This window comes from Streptomyces sp. R33 (genome assembly GCF_041200175.1).
GTDB lineage: Bacteria > Actinomycetota > Actinomycetes > Streptomycetales > Streptomycetaceae > Streptomyces > Streptomyces katrae_B.
The window spans coordinates 3,917,595-3,936,735 of the sequence record NZ_CP165727.1 but is presented as its reverse complement, the minus strand read 5'-3'; the positions used below and the strand labels follow the sequence as shown (position 1 = coordinate 3,936,735).

General features: G+C 70.5%; 15 protein-coding genes. 13 read left to right on the top strand and 2 right to left on the bottom strand.

All coding sequences use genetic code 11. From position 1 onward, the window contains the following. The first annotated feature begins 11 nt into the window (after positions 1-11). The 13 genes from AB5J51_RS17925 to nuoN are packed head-to-tail and all read left to right on the top strand — an operon-like array spanning position 12 to position 15,550. On the top strand, positions 12-566 hold the full coding sequence (locus AB5J51_RS17925; protein WP_030298030.1) for an NADH-quinone oxidoreductase subunit B family protein: 555 nt from the start codon (positions 12-14) through the stop codon (positions 564-566). Then, positions 563-1,309, top strand: a complete 747-nt coding sequence (locus AB5J51_RS17920) for an NADH-quinone oxidoreductase subunit C (RefSeq protein WP_053789792.1) — start codon at positions 563-565, stop codon at positions 1,307-1,309. The genes AB5J51_RS17925 and AB5J51_RS17920 overlap by 4 nt, the downstream gene beginning before the upstream one ends. Next, positions 1,309-2,664, top strand: a complete 1,356-nt coding sequence (locus tag AB5J51_RS17915; RefSeq protein WP_369778075.1) for an NADH-quinone oxidoreductase subunit D — start codon at positions 1,309-1,311, stop codon at positions 2,662-2,664. The genes AB5J51_RS17920 and AB5J51_RS17915 overlap by 1 nt, the downstream gene beginning before the upstream one ends. Beyond that, positions 2,661-3,440, top strand: a complete 780-nt coding sequence (gene nuoE / locus AB5J51_RS17910; protein WP_053789790.1) for an NADH-quinone oxidoreductase subunit NuoE — start codon at positions 2,661-2,663, stop codon at positions 3,438-3,440. The genes AB5J51_RS17915 and nuoE overlap by 4 nt, the downstream gene beginning before the upstream one ends. Beyond that, a complete protein-coding gene (gene nuoF / locus AB5J51_RS17905) occupies positions 3,440-4,804 on the top strand; it encodes an NADH-quinone oxidoreductase subunit NuoF (protein ID WP_053789789.1) in 1,365 nt (454 codons plus the stop codon). The genes nuoE and nuoF overlap by 1 nt, the downstream gene beginning before the upstream one ends. Next, the gene (locus AB5J51_RS17900) at positions 4,801-7,317 is read left to right on the top strand and encodes an NADH-quinone oxidoreductase subunit G (protein WP_369778074.1); all 2,517 of its coding nucleotides are present in this window, start codon (positions 4,801-4,803) and stop codon (positions 7,315-7,317) included. The genes nuoF and AB5J51_RS17900 overlap by 4 nt, the downstream gene beginning before the upstream one ends. Next, on the top strand, positions 7,314-8,684 hold the full coding sequence (gene nuoH / locus AB5J51_RS17895) for an NADH-quinone oxidoreductase subunit NuoH (protein WP_053789787.1): 1,371 nt from the start codon (positions 7,314-7,316) through the stop codon (positions 8,682-8,684). Before AB5J51_RS17900 ends, nuoH begins: the two co-directional genes overlap by 4 nt. After that, the gene (nuoI, locus tag AB5J51_RS17890) at positions 8,677-9,285 is read left to right on the top strand and encodes an NADH-quinone oxidoreductase subunit NuoI (RefSeq protein ID WP_053789786.1); all 609 of its coding nucleotides are present in this window, start codon (positions 8,677-8,679) and stop codon (positions 9,283-9,285) included. Before nuoH ends, nuoI begins: the two co-directional genes overlap by 8 nt. Further along, positions 9,282-10,091 carry an NADH-quinone oxidoreductase subunit J gene (locus tag AB5J51_RS17885; protein WP_053789785.1) on the top strand — a complete coding sequence of 270 codons (810 nt, stop codon included), beginning with the start codon at positions 9,282-9,284 and terminating at the stop codon, positions 10,089-10,091. Before nuoI ends, AB5J51_RS17885 begins: the two co-directional genes overlap by 4 nt. Then, the gene (nuoK, locus tag AB5J51_RS17880; protein ID WP_030864698.1) at positions 10,088-10,387 is read left to right on the top strand and encodes an NADH-quinone oxidoreductase subunit NuoK; all 300 of its coding nucleotides are present in this window, start codon (positions 10,088-10,090) and stop codon (positions 10,385-10,387) included. Before AB5J51_RS17885 ends, nuoK begins: the two co-directional genes overlap by 4 nt. A 12-nt stretch (positions 10,388-10,399) precedes the next feature. Continuing rightward, positions 10,400-12,295 (top strand): NADH-quinone oxidoreductase subunit L, encoded by a 1,896-nt coding sequence (gene nuoL / locus AB5J51_RS17875; protein ID WP_369778073.1) that lies wholly within the window; start codon positions 10,400-10,402, stop codon positions 12,293-12,295. Position 12,296: 1 nt separating this feature from the next. Further along, complete coding sequence (locus AB5J51_RS17870) at positions 12,297-13,898, top strand: NADH-quinone oxidoreductase subunit M (protein WP_369778072.1); 1,602 nt, start codon at positions 12,297-12,299, stop codon at positions 13,896-13,898. A gap of 5 nt (positions 13,899-13,903) precedes the next feature. Further along, the gene (gene nuoN / locus AB5J51_RS17865; RefSeq protein WP_053789811.1) at positions 13,904-15,550 is read left to right on the top strand and encodes an NADH-quinone oxidoreductase subunit NuoN; all 1,647 of its coding nucleotides are present in this window, start codon (positions 13,904-13,906) and stop codon (positions 15,548-15,550) included. Between the two features lie 64 nt (positions 15,551-15,614). Here nuoN and AB5J51_RS17860 read toward each other — a convergent pair whose 3' ends face one another. Next, positions 15,615-16,220, bottom strand: coding sequence for a Uma2 family endonuclease (locus tag AB5J51_RS17860; protein ID WP_369778070.1), 606 nt, complete (start codon positions 16,218-16,220; stop codon positions 15,615-15,617). A 105-nt stretch (positions 16,221-16,325) separates the two neighbouring features. Next, positions 16,326-19,088 carry a fumarate reductase/succinate dehydrogenase flavoprotein subunit gene (locus AB5J51_RS17855; protein ID WP_369778069.1) on the bottom strand — a complete coding sequence of 921 codons (2,763 nt, stop codon included), beginning with the start codon at positions 19,086-19,088 and terminating at the stop codon, positions 16,326-16,328. Positions 19,089-19,141 lie beyond the last annotated feature (53 nt).

Here is a 19,141-nt window from a genome sequence, read left to right as displayed (position 1 = left end):
CTGAATTTCCCATGGGACTGGAAGAGAAGCTGCCGAGCGGCTTTCTGCTGACCACCGTCGAACAGGCCGCGGGCTGGGTGCGCAAGTCATCCGTCTTCCCCGCGACCTTCGGCCTGGCCTGCTGCGCCATCGAGATGATGACCACCGGAGCGGGCCGGTACGACCTGGCCCGCTTCGGCATGGAGGTCTTCCGCGGCTCACCGCGCCAGGCCGATCTGATGATCGTGGCCGGCCGGGTCAGCCAGAAGATGGCGCCGGTGCTGCGGCAGGTGTACGACCAGATGCCCGCTCCCAAATGGGTCATCTCCATGGGGGTTTGTGCATCTTCGGGCGGAATGTTCAACAACTACGCGATCGTCCAGGGCGTCGACCACATCGTCCCCGTGGACATCTATCTGCCCGGCTGCCCGCCCCGCCCCGAGATGCTGATCGACGCGATCCTCAAGCTCCACCAGAAGATCCAGGGCGGAAAGCTCGGCGTGAACCGGGAAGAGGCGGCCCGCGAGGCGGAGGCGGCGGCCCTCAAGGCCCTTCCCACGATCGAGATGAAGGGGCTGCTCCGGTGAGCGACACGAGCGACACCACCCCGGGCACCGACGACAACGGCAACGGGAACAACGTTCCTGCCCCGAGGGGCTCCGCCGGGGGCCCCGAGGTCATCGGCGTCCGCAAGGGCATGTTCGGAGCACGGGGCGGCGGCGACACCAGCGGCTACGGCGGCCTCGTCCGCACCGTGGCCATGCCCGGCGCCAGCCACCGCCCGTACGGCTCCTACTTCGACGAGATCGTCGACGAGCTCGAAGGGGCGCTGGAGGAGCAGGACCTGCTCCCGGAGAACGCGATCGAGAAGGTCGTCGTCGACCGGGGCGAGCTGACGCTCCACATCGCCCGCGAGCACCTGCCCCGCGTCGCGAAGACCCTCCGCGACGACCCGGCGCTGCGCTTCGAGCTCTGCACCGGCGTCTCCGGGGTGCACTTCCCCGACGACAAGAGCCGCGAGCTGCACGCCGTCTACCACCTGCGCTCCGTCACCCACGGCCGGGTGGTGCGCCTGGAGGTGACCGCCCCGGACGCCGATCCGCACATCCCGTCGCTCGTCTCCGTCTATCCGACGAACGACTGGCACGAGCGCGAGACGTACGACTTCTTCGGCCTCGTCTTCGACGGGCACCCGGCGCTCACCCGGATCATGATGCCGGACGACTGGCAGGGCTTCCCGCAGCGCAAGGACTACCCGCTCGGCGGCATCCCCATCGAGTACAAGGGCGCCCAGATCCCGGCTCCCGACCAGCGGAGGTCGTACAGCTGATGTCCACGTCGAACCACGCCTCCCCGAACCACGCCTCCTCGGACCACGCAGCCTCCCGGGAGACCACCGAGGGCACCGTCTACACCGTCACCGGCGGCGACTGGGACGAGATCGTCCAGTCGGCGGCCAAGGCCGACGACGAGCGGATCGTCGTCAACATGGGGCCGCAGCACCCGTCCACCCACGGAGTGCTCCGGCTGATCCTGGAGATCGACGGCGAAACGGTCACCGAGGCCCGCTGCGGCATCGGCTACCTGCACACCGGCATCGAGAAGAACCTCGAATTCCGGAACTGGACGCAGGGCACCACCTTCGTGACGCGCATGGACTACCTGACGCCGTTCTTCAACGAGACGGCGTACTGCCTCGGCGTCGAGAAGCTGCTCGGCATCACCGACCAGATCCCGGACCGCGCCACCGTCATCCGCGTCCTGCTGATGGAGCTCAACCGGCTCTCCTCCCACCTGGTGTGCATCGCCACCGGCGGCATGGAGCTGGGCGCGACCACGATCATGATCTACGGCTTCCGCGACCGCGAGCTGATCCTCGACGTCTTCGAGCTGATCACCGGCCTGCGCATGAACCACGCGTTCATCCGCCCCGGCGGCCTCGCGCAGGACCTGCCCCCGGGCGCCGTCGACCAGCTGCGCGACTTCCTCAAGACCATGAAGAAGAACCTGCCGGAGTACGACAAGCTCGCCACCGGCAACCCCATCTTCAAGGCCCGCATGCAGGACGTCGGCTACCTCGACCTCACCGGCTGCATGGCACTCGGCGCCACCGGCCCGATCCTGCGCTCCGCCGGCCTGCCGCACGACCTGCGCAAGGCGGATCCGTACTGCGGCTACGAGACCTACGAGTTCGACGTCCCGACCACCGAGACCTGCGACTCGTACGGGCGGTTCCTGGTCCGCCTGGAGGAGATGCGCCAGTCCCTGCGGATCGTCGAGCAGTGCCTGGAACGGCTCGAGGCGGGCCCGGTCATGGTCGCCGACAAGAAGATCGCCTGGCCGGCGCAGCTCGCGATGGGCCCGGACGGCCTCGGCAACTCGCTCGACCACATCAAGAACATCATGGGCACCTCCATGGAGGCCCTCATCCACCACTTCAAGCTGGTGACCGAGGGCTTCCGGGTGCCGGCCGGGCAGGCGTACGCGGCCGTCGAGTCGCCGAAGGGCGAGCTCGGGGTCCACGTCGTCTCCGACGGCGGCACCCGCCCCTACCGGGTCCACTTCCGGGACCCGTCCTTCACCAACCTGCAGGCCATGGCAGCGATGTGCGAAGGCGGCCAGGTCGCCGACGTCATCGTCGCCGTCGCCTCCATCGACCCCGTGATGGGAGGCGTCGACCGATGACCACCGCGTTCTCTGGAGGGGACACCCCCCAGGCCCCCCTGTCCCTGGGCATGCCCCAGCTGCCGGCACCCGACTTCCCGGCCGACGTACGCGCCCGGCTCGAAGCGGACGCCAAGGACGTCATCGCCCGCTACCCAGACAGCCGCTCCGCGCTGCTGCCGCTGCTGCACCTGACCCAGGCGGAGGAGGGCTTCGTCTCGCGCACGGGCATCCGGTTCTGCGCCGAGGTGCTGGGCCTGACCACCGCCGAGGTCACCGCGGTGGCCACCTTCTACACGATGTACCGGCGCAAGCCCTCGGGCGACTACCAGGTCGGCGTCTGCACGAACACCCTGTGCGCGGTCATGGGCGGCGACGCCATCTTCGACGAGCTCAAGCAGCACCTCGGGGTCGGCAACAACGAGACCACCCCCGACGGCAAGGTGACCCTCGAGCACATCGAGTGCAACGCGGCCTGCGACTACGCCCCCGTGGTGATGGTCAACTGGGAGTTCTTCGACAACCAGACCCCCGAGTCCGCCAAGGCCATGGTCGACGACCTGATCGCCGGCCGCGAGGTCTCCCCGACCCGGGGCGCGCCGCTGTGCACCTACAAGGAGACCGCCCGGATCCTGGCCGGCTTCCCGGACGAGCGCGAGGGCGCGGTCGAGGCGACCGGCGGGGCCGGCCCCGCCTCCCTGATCGGCCTGCGCATCGCACGCGGCGACAGCACCCAGCTCGGCAAGGTCGTGCACCCGCGTGGTGAGGCTCCGGCTGCCACCGAGGAGGGGGAGTGATGACGGTGACTGCCGAAATGCATGAGAACGGCGCCCCGGAGAAGCTGCTGGCGCCCGTGCTGTCGGCGTTCTGGGACGAGCCGCAGTCGTGGACGCTGGACACCTACCGGCGGCACGGCGGCTACGAGGGACTCCGCAAGGCACTTGCGATGTCGCCCGACGAGGTCATCGCCTACGTCAAGGACTCCGGTCTGCGCGGGCGCGGCGGCGCGGGCTTCCCCACCGGAATGAAGTGGCAGTTCATCCCGCAGGGCGACGGAAAGCCGCACTACCTCGTCGTGAACGCGGACGAGTCGGAGCCGGGAACCTGCAAGGACATCCCCCTTCTCTTCGCCAACCCGCACTCCCTCATCGAGGGAATGATCATTGCCTGCTACGCGATCCGGTCGGAGCACGCCTTCATCTACCTGCGCGGCGAGGTCGTGCCGGTGCTGCGACGCCTGCACGAGGCGGTGCGCGAGGCGTACGAGGCCGGCTACCTCGGGGAGGCTGAACATCGTCAAAAGAGCGGTCTCGGGAGCGGGCCGAAGCTCGACATCACGGTGCACGCGGGGGCGGGCGCGTACATCTGCGGTGAGGAGACGGCACTCCTCGACTCCCTCGAAGGCCGGCGCGGTCAGCCCCGGCTGCGTCCCCCCTTCCCTGCCGTCGAGGGGCTCTACGCCTGCCCCACTGTCGTCAACAACGTGGAGTCCATCGCCTCGGTTCCCGCGATCCTGAACAAGGGCAAGGACTGGTTCAAGTCGATGGGGACCGAGAAGTCCCCCGGCTTCACCCTGTACTCGCTCTCCGGGCACGTCGCAGGCCCCGGCCAGTACGAGGCCCCCCTCGGCATCACCCTGCGCCAGCTGCTCGACATGAGCGGCGGGATGCGGCCCGGGCACCGGCTGAAGTTCTGGACCCCGGGCGGCTCGTCCACCCCGATGTTCACGGACGAGCACCTCGACGTCCCGCTGGACTACGAGGGCGTCGGCGCGGCCGGCTCCATGCTCGGCACCAAGGCGCTCCAGTGCTTCGACGAGACGACCTGCGTGGTGCGGGCCGTCACCCGCTGGACCGAGTTCTACGCCCACGAGTCCTGCGGCAAGTGCACCCCCTGTCGCGAAGGCACCTACTGGCTGGTCCAGTTGCTCCGCGACATCGAGGCCGGCAAGGGCGTCATGTCCGACCTCGACAAGCTGAACGACATCGCCGACAACATCAACGGCAAGTCGTTCTGCGCGCTCGGCGACGGCGCCGCAAGCCCGATCTTCTCCTCGCTCAAGTACTTCCGCGAGGAGTACGAGCAGCACATCACGGGCAAGGGCTGCCCCTTCGACCCCAGGAAGTCGACCCTCTGGGCTGACACGGAGGTGAACGCGTGACCGTCACCACTAACTCCCCCGCCGGTGGCGGCGAGGCTGCGGGGCGGCCGAAGGCCGCCGAAGACACCGTCTCCCTGACCATCGACGGCGTCGAACTGTCGGTGCCCAAGGGAACCCTGGTCATCCGGGCCGCCGAGCAGATCGGCATCGAGATCCCCCGGTTCTGCGACCATCCCCTCCTCGACCCGGTCGGCGCCTGCCGCCAGTGCATCGTCGAGGTCGAGGGCCAGCGCAAGCCGATGGCCTCCTGCACCATCACCTGCACCGACGGCATGGTCGTCAAGACGCAGCTCACCTCCCCCGTCGCCGAGAAGTCCCAGCGCGGCGTGATGGAGCTGCTGCTCATCAACCACCCGCTGGACTGCCCGGTCTGCGACAAGGGCGGCGAGTGCCCGCTGCAGAACCAGGCGATGTCCCACGGGCAGAGCGACTCGCGTTTCGAGGGCAGGAAGCGCACGTACGAGAAGCCGGTCCCGATCTCCACGCAGGTGCTGCTGGACCGCGAGCGGTGCGTGCTGTGCGCGCGCTGCACCCGGTTCTCCACCCAGGTGGCCGGCGACCCGATGATCGAGCTGCTCGAGCGCGGCGCGCTCCAGCAGGTCGGCATCGGCGAGGGCGACCCCTTCGAGTCGTACTTCTCCGGCAACACCATCCAGATCTGCCCCGTCGGCGCCCTCACCTCGGCCGCGTACCGGTTCCGCTCCCGCCCGTTCGACCTCGTCTCCTCCCCGAGCGTGTGCGAGCACTGCGCGGGCGGCTGCGCGACCCGGACCGACCACCGCCGCGGCAAGGTGCTGCGCCGGATGGCCGCCGAGGACCCCGAGGTCAACGAGGAGTGGATCTGCGACAAGGGCCGCTTCGGGTTCCGCTACGCGCAGCGCCCGGACCGGCTCACCACCCCGCTGGTGCGCGGCACGGACGGGGTCCTCGCCCCGGCCAGCTGGCCCGAGGCCCTGGAGGCCGCGGCCGCCGGGCTCGCCGCCGCGCGCGGCCGGGCGGGGGTGCTGACCGGCGGCCGGCTCACCGTCGAGGACGCGTACGCGTACGCCAAGTTCGCCCGGGTCGTCCTCGACACCAACGACATCGACTTCCGGGCCCGGATCCACAGCGCGGAGGAGGCCGAGTTCCTGGCCGCCACCGTCGCCGGCACCGGCAAGGACCTCGACGGCGCCGGGGTGACGTACGCGAAGCTGGAGGCGGCGCCCGCCGTCCTGCTCGCCGGCATCGAGTCCGAGGAGGAGGCCCCCGGCGTCTTCCTGAGGCTGCGCAAGGCCCACCGCAAGCACAAGCAGCGGACCTTCGCCCTCGCCCCGTTCGCCACCCGCGGCCTGGAGAAGGCGGGCGGCACGCTGCTGGCCGCCGCCCCCGGCACCGAGCCCGAGTGGCTCGACGCACTCGCCTCCCGGACGGGCCTGGAGGCCGGTGGGTCCGAGGCCGCCGACGCGCTGCGCCGGTCCGGGGCGGTCATCGTCGTCGGGGAGCGGCTCGCCGGGGTGCCCGGCGCGCTGACCGCCGCCGTACGGGCCGCCGCGGCCACCGGCGCGCAGCTGGTGTGGATCCCGCGCCGGGCGGGGGAGCGGGCCGCCGTCGAGGCGGGTGCGCTGCCGTCCCTGCTGCCGGGGGCCCGTCCGGCCACCGACCCGCGGGCCCGCGACGAGGTCGCCACCGCCTGGGGGCTGGACGAGCTCCCGCACCGTTACGGCCGCGACACCGGCCAGATCGTCGAGGCCGCCGCGGGCGGGGAGCTCAGCGCCCTGCTGGTCGCAGGCGTCGAGATCGCCGACCTGCCGGATCCGGCCCGGGCGCTGGTCGCCCTCCAGGAGGCCTTCGTGGTCTCGCTGGAACTGCGGCCCGGCCAGGTCACCGACCACGCGGACGTCGTCTTCCCGGTCGCCGCCGTCGCCGAGAAGGCCGGCGCGTTCATCAACTGGGAGGGCAGGGTCCGGCCGTTCGAGGCCGCGCTCAAGCCCGACCAGATGACCCGCCCCCTCGCCCCCGCCGACGCCCGCGTGCTGCACATGCTGGCCGACGCGGCCGACCGGCCGATCGCGCTGCCCGACGTACACGCCGTGCGCCGCGAGCTCGACGCGCTCGGCCCGTGGACCGGGGAGCGGGCGGCCGGGCAGTCCGCGGACACCGCGCCGCTGCCCCGCCCCGGGGCGGGCGAAGCGGTCCTGGCGGGCCACCGGCTCCTCCTCGACCAGGGCCGGCTCCAGGAGGGCGACGACGCCCTGGCCGGCACCCGGCACGAGGCGAGCGCCCGGCTCTCGGCCGCCACGGCCGCCGAGACGGGCGTCAAGGACGGCGACGTCCTCGCGGTGACGGGACCGGCCGGCTCCGTGGAACTGCCGCTGCGGATCACCGAGATGCCCGACCGCGTGGTCTGGCTCCCGCTGAACTCCACCGGCCACGGCGTCCTCGCCGACACCGGGGCCCACCCGGGCACCCTCGTACGGATCGGTCCGGCGACCCCGGCCGACAGCAGCGGCACCCCTGCGGAGGTGGGCGCGTGAACGCGGTACAGCTCGCTGCCGAGGACCTCTCCCTGTTCGGCAGGGACGTCTGGTGGCTGGTCGTCGTCAAGGCGGTGTTCTGCTTCGCCTTCCTGATGGTGACCGTGCTCTTCTCCATCGTCTGGGAGCGCAAGGTCGTCGCCTGGATGCAGCTGCGCATCGGCCCCAACCGGCACGGGCCCTGGGGCATGCTCCAGTCGCTCGCCGACGGCGTGAAGCTGATGCTCAAGGAAGACATCATCGTCAAGCGGGCCGACAAGGTGGTGTACGTCCTGGCCCCGATCATCGCGGCGATCCCGGCCTTCATGGCCATCGCGGTGATCCCCTTCGGTCCGCCCGGCGACGAGGTCTCGATCTTCGGCCAGCGCACCACGATGCAGCTGACCGACCTCCCGATCGCCATGCTCTACATCCTCGCGGTCGCCTCGGTCGGCATCTACGGCATCGTCCTGGCCGGCTGGTCCTCGGGCTCGACGTACCCGCTGCTCGGCGGCCTGCGCTCCTGCGCGCAGATGATCTCGTACGAGATCGCGATGGGCGCGGCCTTCGCCTCCGTCTTCCTCTACTCCGGGTCGATGTCGACCTCGGCGATCGTGGAGGCGCAGGCGGACCGCTGGTACATCGTGCTGCTGCCGGTCTCGTTCATCATCTACGTCATCACGATGGTCGGCGAGACGAACCGCGCGCCGTTCGACATGCCGGAGTCCGAGGGCGACCTCGTCGGCGGCTTCAACACCGAGTACTCCTCCATCAAGTTCGCGCTGTTCATGCTGGCCGAGTACGTCAACATGGTCACCGTCTCGGCGGTCTCGGTCACCCTGTTCCTCGGCGGCTGGCGGGCCCCGTACCCGATCAGTCACTTCTGGGAGGGCGCGAACCACGGCTGGTGGCCGATGCTCTGGTTCGTCATCAAGGTCCAGCTGCTGCTGTTCTTCTTCATCTGGCTGCGCGGAACGCTGCCCCGCGTGCGCTACGACCAGCTGATGAAGCTCGGCTGGAAGGTCCTGATCCCGGTCTCCGTGCTCTGGCTGATGCTGGTCGCGACCGTCCGGGCGCTGCGCAACGAGCAGTACGACTTCTCGGAGATCGTCCTGTACGTCGGCGGCGCGGTCGTCGCGATCCTGCTGCTGTCCTTCGTCGCGGACCTCTTCCGGGACAAGAAGGAGAAGGCGGCCGCCGAGCAGGCCGGCGAGGCCGCCGGGGCCGAGCCCTTCGACCCGTTGGCGGGCGGGTTCCCCGTACCGCCCAAGCCCGGCCAGCACCTGGCACCCGTACCGCGCAGGCGGCCTCGCAGTGAGCGGGAGCTGATTGTCAGTGGCGGGACGAATACTGACAGTGACCGAGAGGAGGGTGCTGAGAATGTCTGACAAGTCTGATGCCGAGCAGGGCGAGAAGTGGCAGAACCCGGTGGCCGGCTTCGGCGTGACCTTCAAGGCCATGTTCAAGAAGCGCCTCACCGAGCAGTACCCGGAGCAGCAGAAGACCACCGCTCCGCGCTTCCACGGACGGCACCAGCTGAACCGGCACCCGGACGGTCTGGAGAAGTGCATCGGGTGCGAGCTGTGCGCCTGGGCCTGTCCCGCGGACGCCATCTACGTGGAGGGCGCGGACAACACCGAGGAGGAGCGGTACTCCCCGGGTGAGCGGTACGGGCGGGTCTACCAGATCAACTACGCCCGCTGCATCCTGTGCGGGCTGTGCATCGAGGCCTGCCCGACGCGGGCGCTCACGATGACGAACGAGTTCGAACTGGCCGACGCCAGCCGCGAATCGCTCATCTACACCAAGGAGCAGCTGCTCGCCGGCCTGACCGAGGGCATGGTGGAGTCGCCGCACTCGATCTTCCCGGGCATGGACGAGCAGGATTACTACCGCGGGCTGGTGACCGGGGCGGCTCCCGGTACGCAGCGGCAGGTGGCGGTCTCGAAGGGCGAGCAGGCGGCGCCCTCCGAGGAGGTGCAGGCATGAGCGCCCTCGCAGCGGCCACCCTGACCTCCACGGGCGAGGCGGTCCAGTTCTGGGTCCTCGGCACCGTCGCCGTCATCGGCGCGCTGTCCACGATCCTGATGAAGAAGGCCGTGCACAGCGCGCTGAGCCTGGCCGGGACGATGATCATCCTGGCGGTCTTCTACCTCGCCAACGGGGCGTACTTCCTGGGCGTGGTCCAGGTCATCGTCTACACCGGCGCGATCATGATGCTCTTCCTCTTCGTGGTCATGCTCGTCGGCGTCACCGCCGCCGACTCGCTGAAGGAGACCCTCAAGGGGCAGCGCTGGCTGGCCGCCCTGTGCGGGCTCGGCTTCGGCGTCCTGCTGATCGCCGGCATCGCCAATGCCGGTCTCAGCCACTTCAACGGGCTCGGCCGGGTCAACTCCGCCGGGCACGTGGAGGGGCTGGCCACGCTGATCTTCACCAAGTACGTGTTCGCCTTCGAGATCACCGGCGCGCTGCTGATCACGGCCGCCGTCGGCGCGATGGTCCTCACCCACCGCGAGCGCACCGAGCGGGCCGCCACGCAGCGCGAGCTCGCCGAGCGCCGCGTCCGCGAGGGTGTCCAGCTCCCGCCGCTGCCCGCGCCCGGCGTGTACGCCCGGCACAACGCGGTCGACGTCGCCGGTCTGCTGCCGGACGGCACCCCGTCCGAGCTGACCGTCAACAAGACGCTGCGCGCCCGCGGCCAGATCCGGGACGTCTCCAGCGAGGCGCTGAACGACCTGAAGGCGCTGGAGCAGGCGTCGGCCGAGCGGCTCGGCCGTGAGGAGGCCTCGAAGTGAACCCGGTCAACTACCTGTACCTGGCCGCCCTGCTGTTCACCATCGGCGCGGCCGGAGTGCTCATCCGGAAGAACGCGATCGTGCTGTTCATGTGCGTCGAGCTGATGCTCAACGCCTGCAACCTCGCGTTCGTCGCCTTCTCCCGGATGCACGGCAATCTCGACGGCCAGATCATCGCCTTCTTCACGATGGTCGTCGCCGCCGCGGAGGTCGTGGTGGGCCTCGCGATCATCGTGTCGCTGTTCCGTACCCGCCACTCGGCCTCGGTCGACGACGCCAGCCTGATGAAGCTGTAAGGGGCGCTCACAGTGGAGAATCTGATTGGGCTGCTGATCACGGCGCCCCTGCTCGGAGCGGTGGTGCTGCTCTGCGGCGGCCGCCGCCTCGACAAGGCCGGCCACTGGCTCGGCACCCTGTTCGCCGCCGCCTCCTTCGTGATCGGCGTGGTCCTGTTCGCCGACCTGCTCGGGCGCGGCGCCGAGGACCGGACCCTGTACGAGAAGCTGTACACGTGGATCCCCGTCGAGGGCTTCCAGGCGGACGTCGCCTTCCAGCTCGACCAGCTGTCGATGACGTTCGTCCTGCTGATCACCGGGGTCGGCACGCTCATCCACGTGTACTCGATCGGGTACATGGAGCACGACGAGCGCCGTCGCCGCTTCTTCGGCTACCTCAACCTGTTCCTCGCGGCGATGCTGCTGCTGGTCCTCGCCGACAACTACCTGCTGCTGTACGTCGGGTGGGAGGGCGTCGGCCTCGCCTCGTACCTGCTCATCGGCTTCTGGCAGCACAAGCCCAGCGCGGCGACCGCCGCGAAGAAGGCCTTCCTGGTCAACCGGGTCGGCGACATGGGCCTGTCGATCGCGATCATGCTGCTGTTCACCACCTTCGGGACCTTCGCCTTCGGGCCGGTGTTCGCCTCCGTGGGCAACGCGACCGAGGGCAAGCTGACGGCGATCGCCCTGATGCTGCTGCTCGCCGCGTGCGGCAAGTCGGCCCAGGTGCCGCTGCAGTCCTGGCTCGGCGACGCGATGGAGGGCCCGACCCCGGTCTCGGCCCTCATCCACGCGGCGACGATGGTGACGGCGGGCGTGTACCTGATCGTCCGCTCGGCCGCCGTTTTCAACGGGGCGCCGGACGCCCAGCTGGTGGTCACCATCGTGGGCGCGGTCACGCTCCTCTTCGGTGCGATCGTCGGTTGCGCGAAGGACGACATCAAGAAGGCCCTCGCAGGGTCGACGATGTCGCAGATCGGCTACATGATCCTGGCGGCGGGCCTCGGCCCCATCGGGTACGTCTTCGCGATCATGCACCTGGTGACGCACGGGTTTTTCAAGGCAGGCCTCTTCCTCGGCGCGGGTTCCGTCATGCACGGGATGAACGACGAGGTGGACATGCGCAAGTACGGCGCCCTGCGGAAGTACATGCCGGTCACCTTCGTCACCTTCGGCCTCGGCTACCTGGCGATCATCGGCTTCCCCGGTCTGTCCGGCTTCTTCTCCAAGGACATGATCATCGAGGCGGCCTTCGCCAAGGGCGGCACCCAGGGCTGGATCCTCGGCGGGGTCGCCCTGCTGGGTGCCGGCATCACCGCCTTCTACATGACCCGGGTCATGCTCCTCACCTTCTTCGGTGAGAAGCGCTGGCAGCTCGATGCGGACGGCCACGAGCCGCACCCGCACGAGTCCCCGAAGTCCATGACCATCCCGATGATCATCCTGGCGTTCGGGTCGGTCTTCGCCGGCGCGTTCTTCGAGATCGGCGAACGCTTCCTGAAGTGGCTGGAGCCGGTCACCGGTTACGAGCACGGCAACTCGCCGGTCAGCGCCATGACGGTGACCGCGTCCACCATGGTCGTCCTGGTCGTCGGCGTCGCCGTCGCCTGGTCGATGTACGGCCGCAGGCCCGTCCCGGTCGTCGCCCCGCGCGGCAGCTGGGTCACCCGGGCGGCCCGCCGGGACCTGCTCCAGGACGACTTCAACCACGTCGTGCTGGTGCGCGGCGGGGAACACCTGACCCGCTCGCTCGTGTACGTCGACCACAGCCTGGTCGACGGGGTGGTCAACGGGACGGCCGCCTCGGTGGGCGGGGCGTCGGGCCGGCTGCGCAAGCTGCAGAACGGCTACGCCCGCAGCTACGCGGTCTCGATGTTCGGGGGCACGGCGATCCTCATCGCCGCGACCCTGCTGATGAGGGCGGTGTGAGATGAGTTTCCCGCTTCTGACGGTGACGGCCGCGCTCCCCGCGGTCGGCGCCGTCCTGACGGCGGCCGTCCCGGCCGCCCGCAGGACCGCGGCCAAGTGGCTCGCGCTGCTGTTCTCGCTGGCGACGCTGGCCCTGGCCGTGCTCGTCGCGGTCCGCTTCGAGCCCGGTGGCGCCCGCTACCAGCTCACCGAATCACATGCCTGGATCCCCGACTTCGGCGTCCGCTACGAACTGGGCGTCGACGGCATCGGGGTGGCGCTGATCGCGCTCACCACGCTGCTGATCCCCTTCGTCATCGGGGCCGGCTGGCACGACGCCGACCCGCTCGAGACCGAAACCCCGGCGAACTCGCGCTGGCGGCCGACACAGGGCTTCTTCGCCCTGATCCTGCTGGTCGAAGCGATGGTGGTCATCTCCTTCGAGGCCACCGACGTCTTCCTCTTCTACATCTTCTTCGAAGCCATGCTCATCCCGATGTACTTCCTCATCGGCGGCTTCGGGGACCGGGCCCATGCCGGGTCCGACGAGAACGCGGCCGCGCAGCGCTCGTACGCAGCGGTCAAGTTCCTCCTCTACAACCTCGTCGGCGGCCTCATCATGCTGGCCGCGGTCATCGGGCTGTACGTGGTCGCCGGGAACTTCTCCCTCCAGGAGATCGCCGCCGCCCGCGCCGCGGGCACGCTGGACATGGCGACCAACACCGAGCGGCTGCTGTTCCTCGGCTTCTTCTTCGCCTTCGCTGTGAAGGCCCCGCTGTGGCCGCTGCACACCTGGCTGCCGAACGCGATGGGCGAGTCCACCGCCCCGGTCGCCGTACTGATCACCGCGGTCGTCGACAAGGTCGGCACCTTCGCGATGCTCCGCTTCTGCCTCGGGCTGTTCCCCGACGCCAGCAAGTGGGCCACGCCGGTGATCCTCGTCCTGGCCCTGATCAGCATCGTCTACGGCGCGCTGGTCGCGGTCGGGCAGCGGGACATCAAGCGGCTGGTCGCGTACGCCTCGATCTCGCACTTCGGGTTCATCATCATGGGCATCTTCGCGATGACCTCCCAGGGGCAGTCGGGCGCCACGCTCTACATGGTCAACCACGGGCTCTCGACGGCCGCGCTGATGCTGGTGGCCGGCTTCCTGATCTCGCGGCGCGGCTCCCGGCTCATCGCCGACTACGGCGGTGTGCAGAAGGTGGCCCCGGTCCTGGCCGGCACCTTCCTGATCGGCGGCCTCGCCACGCTGTCGCTGCCCGGCCTGGCCCCGTTCGTCAGTGAATTCCTGGTCCTGGTCGGCACGTTCGCCCGGTACCCGGTCATCGGCATCATCGCCACCATCGGCATCGTGCTCGCCGCGCTCTACACCCTGGTGCTCTACCAGCGCACGATGACCGGACCCGTGAAGGAGGAGGTCCGCCCGATGAAGGACCTGCGCCTGCGGGAGGTGCTGGTGGTCGCCCCGCTGATCGCGCTGCTGATCGCGCTCGGCGTGTACCCGAAGCCGCTCACCGAGATCGTCAACCCGGCGGTGGAGCACACCATGTCCGACGTACACCAGAAGGACCCGAAGCCACAGGTGGCCGTCGAGGCCAAGAACGGGGAGGCGGCGAAGTGAGCACCGTGGCTGCTGCCCAAGGGCTGCTGACGCTGGCGGCCGCGGATCCGGTCGACCGGATCCCGGCCCCGCACATCGAGTACGCGCAGCTCGCGCCCACGCTGATCGTGGTGGGCGCGGCGATCATCGGGGTCCTCGTCGAGGCCTTCGTACCGCGCAAGTCCCGCTACTACGTCCAGGTGTTCCTCGCCGTCGCCGCGCTGGCCTCGGCCTTCGCGGCGGTCGTCGGACTCGCCGCCGGCGGGTACGCCGGCGACAAGGCGCACATCGCGGCGATGGGCGCCGTGGCCGTGGACGGCCCGGCGCTGTTCCTGCAGGGCACCATCCTGCTGGCTTCGATCGTCGCGGTCTTCACCTTCGCCGAGCGGCGCCTGGACCCGGCCGCGCACGGCAACCGGGTGGACTCGTTCGCCGCGCAGGCGGCGTCCGTACCGGGCAGCGACAGCGAGAAGGCCGCCGTCAAGGCGGGCTTCACCACCACCGAGGTCTTCCCGCTGGTGCTGTTCGCGATCTCCGGGATGCTGATCTTCCCCGCGGCCAACGACCTGCTGACGCTGTTCGTGGCCCTGGAGGTCTTCTCCCTCCCGCTGTACCTGCTCTGCGCCGTCGCCCGCCGCCAGCGGCTGATGTCGCAGGAGGCGGCGGTCAAGTACTTCCTGCTCGGGGCCTTCTCCTCGGCCTTCCTCCTCTTCGGCATCGCGCTGGTCTACGGGTACGCGGGCTCGGTCTCGTACGCGGCCATCGCCGACGTGGTCGACGGCACCGTCACGAAGATCGACCCGGCGCTGGCCGACACCATGGGCAACGATGCGCTGCTGCTGATCGGCGGGGCGCTGATCCTGACGGGCCTGCTCTTCAAGGTCGGTGCCGTCCCGTTCCACATGTGGACCCCGGACGTCTACCAGGGCGCCCCGACCCCGGTCACCGGCTTCATGGCGGCGGCGACGAAGGTGGCCGCCTTCGGCGCGCTGCTGCGCCTGCTGTACGTCGTCCTGCCGGGCCTGCGGTGGGACTGGCGGCCGGTGATGTGGGGCATCGCCATCGTGACGATGCTGGCCGGTGCGGTGATCGCGGTGACCCAGACCGACGTCAAGCGCCTGCTGGCGTACTCCTCGATCGCGCACGCGGGCTTCATCCTGGCCGGTGTGATCGCGACCTCGGCGCAGGGCGTCCAGTCCGTCCTCTTCTACCTGGGCGCGTACTCCTTCGTGACGATCGGCGCGTTCGCGGTGGTCACGCTGGTGCGCGATGCGGGCGGCGAGGCGACGCACCTGTCCAAGTGGGCGGGGCTGGGCCGCCGTTCCCCCCTGACGGCGGCGGTCTTCGCAGTGTTCCTGCTGGCCTTCGCCGGCATCCCGCTGACGTCCGGCTTCTCGGGCAAGTTCGCCGTGTTCAAGGCGGCGGCGGAGGGCGGTGCGGGGGTGCTGGTCGTGGTCGGTGTCATCTCGTCCGCGATCGCCGCGTTCTTCTACATCCGGGTGATCGTCCTGATGTTCTTCAGCGAGCCGAAGCCGGACGGCCCGACGGTGGCCGTCCCGTCGCCGCTGACGATGACCACCATCGCGGTGGGCGTGGCGGTGACGCTGGTCCTGGGCCTGGCGCCGCAGTACTTCCTGGATCTGGCGGGGCAGGCGAGCACGTTCGTCCGCTGACCGGCTGCGACACGACTGGGCCCGGCTCCCCGATGGGGGCCGGGCCCAGTGGCGTGTGGCGGTGCTATTCGGCGCGGCGGCGCTTCGGGGCGATTGCAGTGAGGTCCAAGTCGATGGGGGACGGGACCGACACCTTGAGGCGGTCGTGGAAGATGCCAGTGGCCACGTACGCCTTCGTAGCCGGATCGAGCTCGTAAACGTAAACCACCGCCCGGCCCTCCTGGTTTTCCACCCGCCAAAAGTGCGGGATCTTGGCACGGGCGTACTTGATCGGTTTGGTTTCGCGGTCGCGTCCCACTGACTCCGTGGAGACGACCTCGATGGCCAGCCGGACGATCGATGCCGGGAGCCGGGTCTGGTCCGGATCCTCGCTGTCCTCCTCGGCGACGATCACGTCCGGCTCGGGCCTGTTGCGCCGATCGATGTCGATCGTGAACTCTCTGACCACCTCGAGCCCCACCGGCACCATAGATTCGAGCTGTTGCTCGAAGAACCTCAGGGCGCGCATGTGGAAACGAGTCTGAGGACTCGCGAAGAGCAGGCTTCCGTTGATCAGCTCCGTGTGCGGAGGCAGGTTGGGAAGCCGGTCAAGGTCGTCACCGGTCCAGCCGCCTGCCGGCGGGACGGGCCAGCGGTATCCCGGGTCGGTCTTTTCGGGATCGACGCTCATCGGTAGTGCTCCCATGCGGAGAGTCTCGCGAGTCCGTCCAGCCTATCGCCGGAGTTCCTTCCGGGACCGTCCACACGTGTGGACGGTGGGCTGATGTTGACTCTGTCAGTGGCGAGCGGCATATGCGCGAACATCGGCGTCCGGGTCCGAGGTGGCCGTGGCCAGGGCCGTGCGGGCCTCGGGAGCGGTGCGGTGGGTGCGGAGGGAGAGGACGGCGGCCTTGCGGACGTCCGCGTTGTCGTCCTTCAGGGCCGCGGCCAGGGCGTCCACGGCCGTGGCGGGGTCGGCCGCCGAGAGGGCGGTGGCGGCGCCCGCGCGGACCTGCCACGCCGGGTCGGCGAGGGCGGTGATGGCGGTGGCCGCGTACGGCGCCGGGCAGCCCGTGGCGGCCAGCGCCGCCAGGGCCGCCGCGCGGACCAGGAGGTCCGGGTCCGCGAGGAGCGGGTCCAGCGGGGCCGGGGCCGGGGCGTGCACCGCCGCGAGCCCCTTGGCCACCGCGACCCGGACCTCACGGGCCGGATCCGCCGCGGCCCGCGCCAGGGCCGGGACGGCGTCCACCGAGACCAGCGCCCGGACCGCGTGGATACGGACCTCCGGGTCGGGGTCCGCGAGGGACTCCGCGTACAGGGCGGCGTCGCCGAGCCGCAGCGCGCGCAGGGCCTCCAGCGCCGCCGAGCGGACCGCCGGGTCGGGGACCTCCAGGGCGGCGCGCAGGGCGGCCCCGAGCTCCGGATCACCCGGCAGGACCTCCAGCAGCTCCCGCAGCGCGGCCGCGGCTGCCGCCCGTACCGCCGGATCCGGATCCCCGAGGCGGGCCGCCAGCTCCGGGCCCGCCCCCGCCGGGACGGTCTCGCCGATCACGGCCACGGCAGAGGCCCGTACCGCCGGATCGGGGTCGCCGAGGTACGGCCGCAGGGCCGCCAGGTCCGGCGACTCCTCGGCCAGGGAGAGGAGTTCGAGGATCCGGGGCGAGGGGCCTGCGGCCACCACGGGCCCGGCCGCGTCGGAGGCGGGTGCGCTCGCGGATTCCCCGGCAGCAGGGGAGGCCTCTGCGGGCGCCCCGGATTCCGTACCCCGGCCCCCGCGCGGAGCGGCCCTGCGCGGGCCCGCCGTCGCCACGCCGACCAGTTCGACCTCGCCCAGGTGCCGGGAGGCGCCGCCCTCCGGTGTGAATTCGGGGACGGGGACCACGTACGGCTCCACCGGCCGGGCCGTGAACTCCATCGCCCCCGAAGCCGACTTGCGCAGGTCCAGGTGGTGCAGCCAGCCCGCGTCGTCGCGCCCCGGGTGGTCGAGCCGCTCGTGGTACAGGCCCCAGCGGGACTCCGTCCGTGCCAGCGAGGCCCGGGCCGCCATCTCCGCGCAGTCCCGGATGAAGGACACCTCCGCGCACCGCATCAGCTCGTGCGGGGTCTGCGCCCCCATCTCCTCGATCTCGCCGCTCATCCGGGTGAAGGCCTCCACGGCGAGGGAGAGCTTCGCGCCCGTCTTCGGCGGGGCCACGTAGTCGTTGACGAAGCGCCGCAGCTTGTACTCCACCTGCGGCTGCGGCGGCCCGTCCGGCCGGCGCAGCGGACGGTAGACCAGCTCGTGCGCCGCCGCCACCTGGTCCGCCGGGAGCGGGCCCTCGTACGCCGTGTACTGCGCCGCGTCCTCGCCCGCCAGGTCGCCGAAGACGAACGCCCCGATCATGTAGTTGTGCGGTACGGAGGCCAGGTCCCCGGCCGCGTACAGCCGCGGCACGGTGGTGCGGGCGTGGTCGTCGACGCGCACGCCCGACGCCGAATGGCCTCCGCACAGTCCGATCTCCGAGATGTGCATCTCGATGTCGTGCGTGCGGTAGTCGTGGCCGCGGCCCGCGTGGAAGGTGCCGCGGGTCGGCCGCTCCGTGGTGTGCAGGATCGATTCGACGGCGGAGACGGTCTCCTCCGGGAGGTGGCTGAGCTTCAGGTACACGGGCCCCCGGTCCGAGGCGAGTTCGGCCGCGAACTCGGACATCATCTGCCCCGACCAGTAGTCGGAGTCGACGAACCGCTCGCCGTGGCGGTTGACCTGGTAGCCGCCGAAGGGGTTCGCGACGTACGCGCACGCCGGGCCGTTGTAGTCCTTGATCAGCGGGTTGATCTGGAAGCACTCGATCCCGGTGAGGGCCGCGCCCGCGTGGTAGGCCATGGCGTAGCCGTCGCCCGCGTTGGTCGGGTTCTCGTACGTCCCGTAGAGGTATCCGGAGGCGGGGAGTCCGAGCCGGCCGCAGGGTCCGGTCGCGAGGATGACCGCGCCCGCGCGGACCGTCACGAAGGCGCCGGTACGGGTGTTGAAAGCGGCCGCGCCGATGGCCCGGCCGTCCTCGGGCGAGGTGAGGACCCGTACCGGCATCACCCGGTTCTCGATCCGGATCCGCTCGCGCATCTCGCGGCGGCGCAGCTGCCGGTAGAGGACCTTCTTGACGTCCTTGCCCTCGGGCATGGGCAGCACGTACGAGCCGGAGCGGTGGACCCGGCGGACCGCGTACTCGCCGTGCTCGTCCTTCTCGAACTTCACGCCGTACGACTCCAGGCGCTGCACCATCGCGAAGCCGCGGGTGGCGGTCTGGCGGACGGTGGACTGGTCGACGACGCCGTCGTTGGCGCGGGTGATCTCGGCGACGTAGTCGTCGGGCTCGGCGCGGCCGGGGACGACCGCGTTGTTGACCCCGTCCATGCCCATGGCGAGGGCGCCGGAGTGGCGTACGTGCGCCTTCTCCAGCAGCAGGACCCGCGCGCCGCGGCCGGCGGCGGTCAGGGCCGCCATGGTGCCGGCGGTGCCGCCGCCGATGACGAGGACGTCGCAGGAGAGTTCCTCGGCGTCGGCGATCGCGGGGATGTCCATGGTGGGGGCTGCCCTTCGAGGCTCGGGGTCGGGTCGGGTCGGGTTCGGGGTCG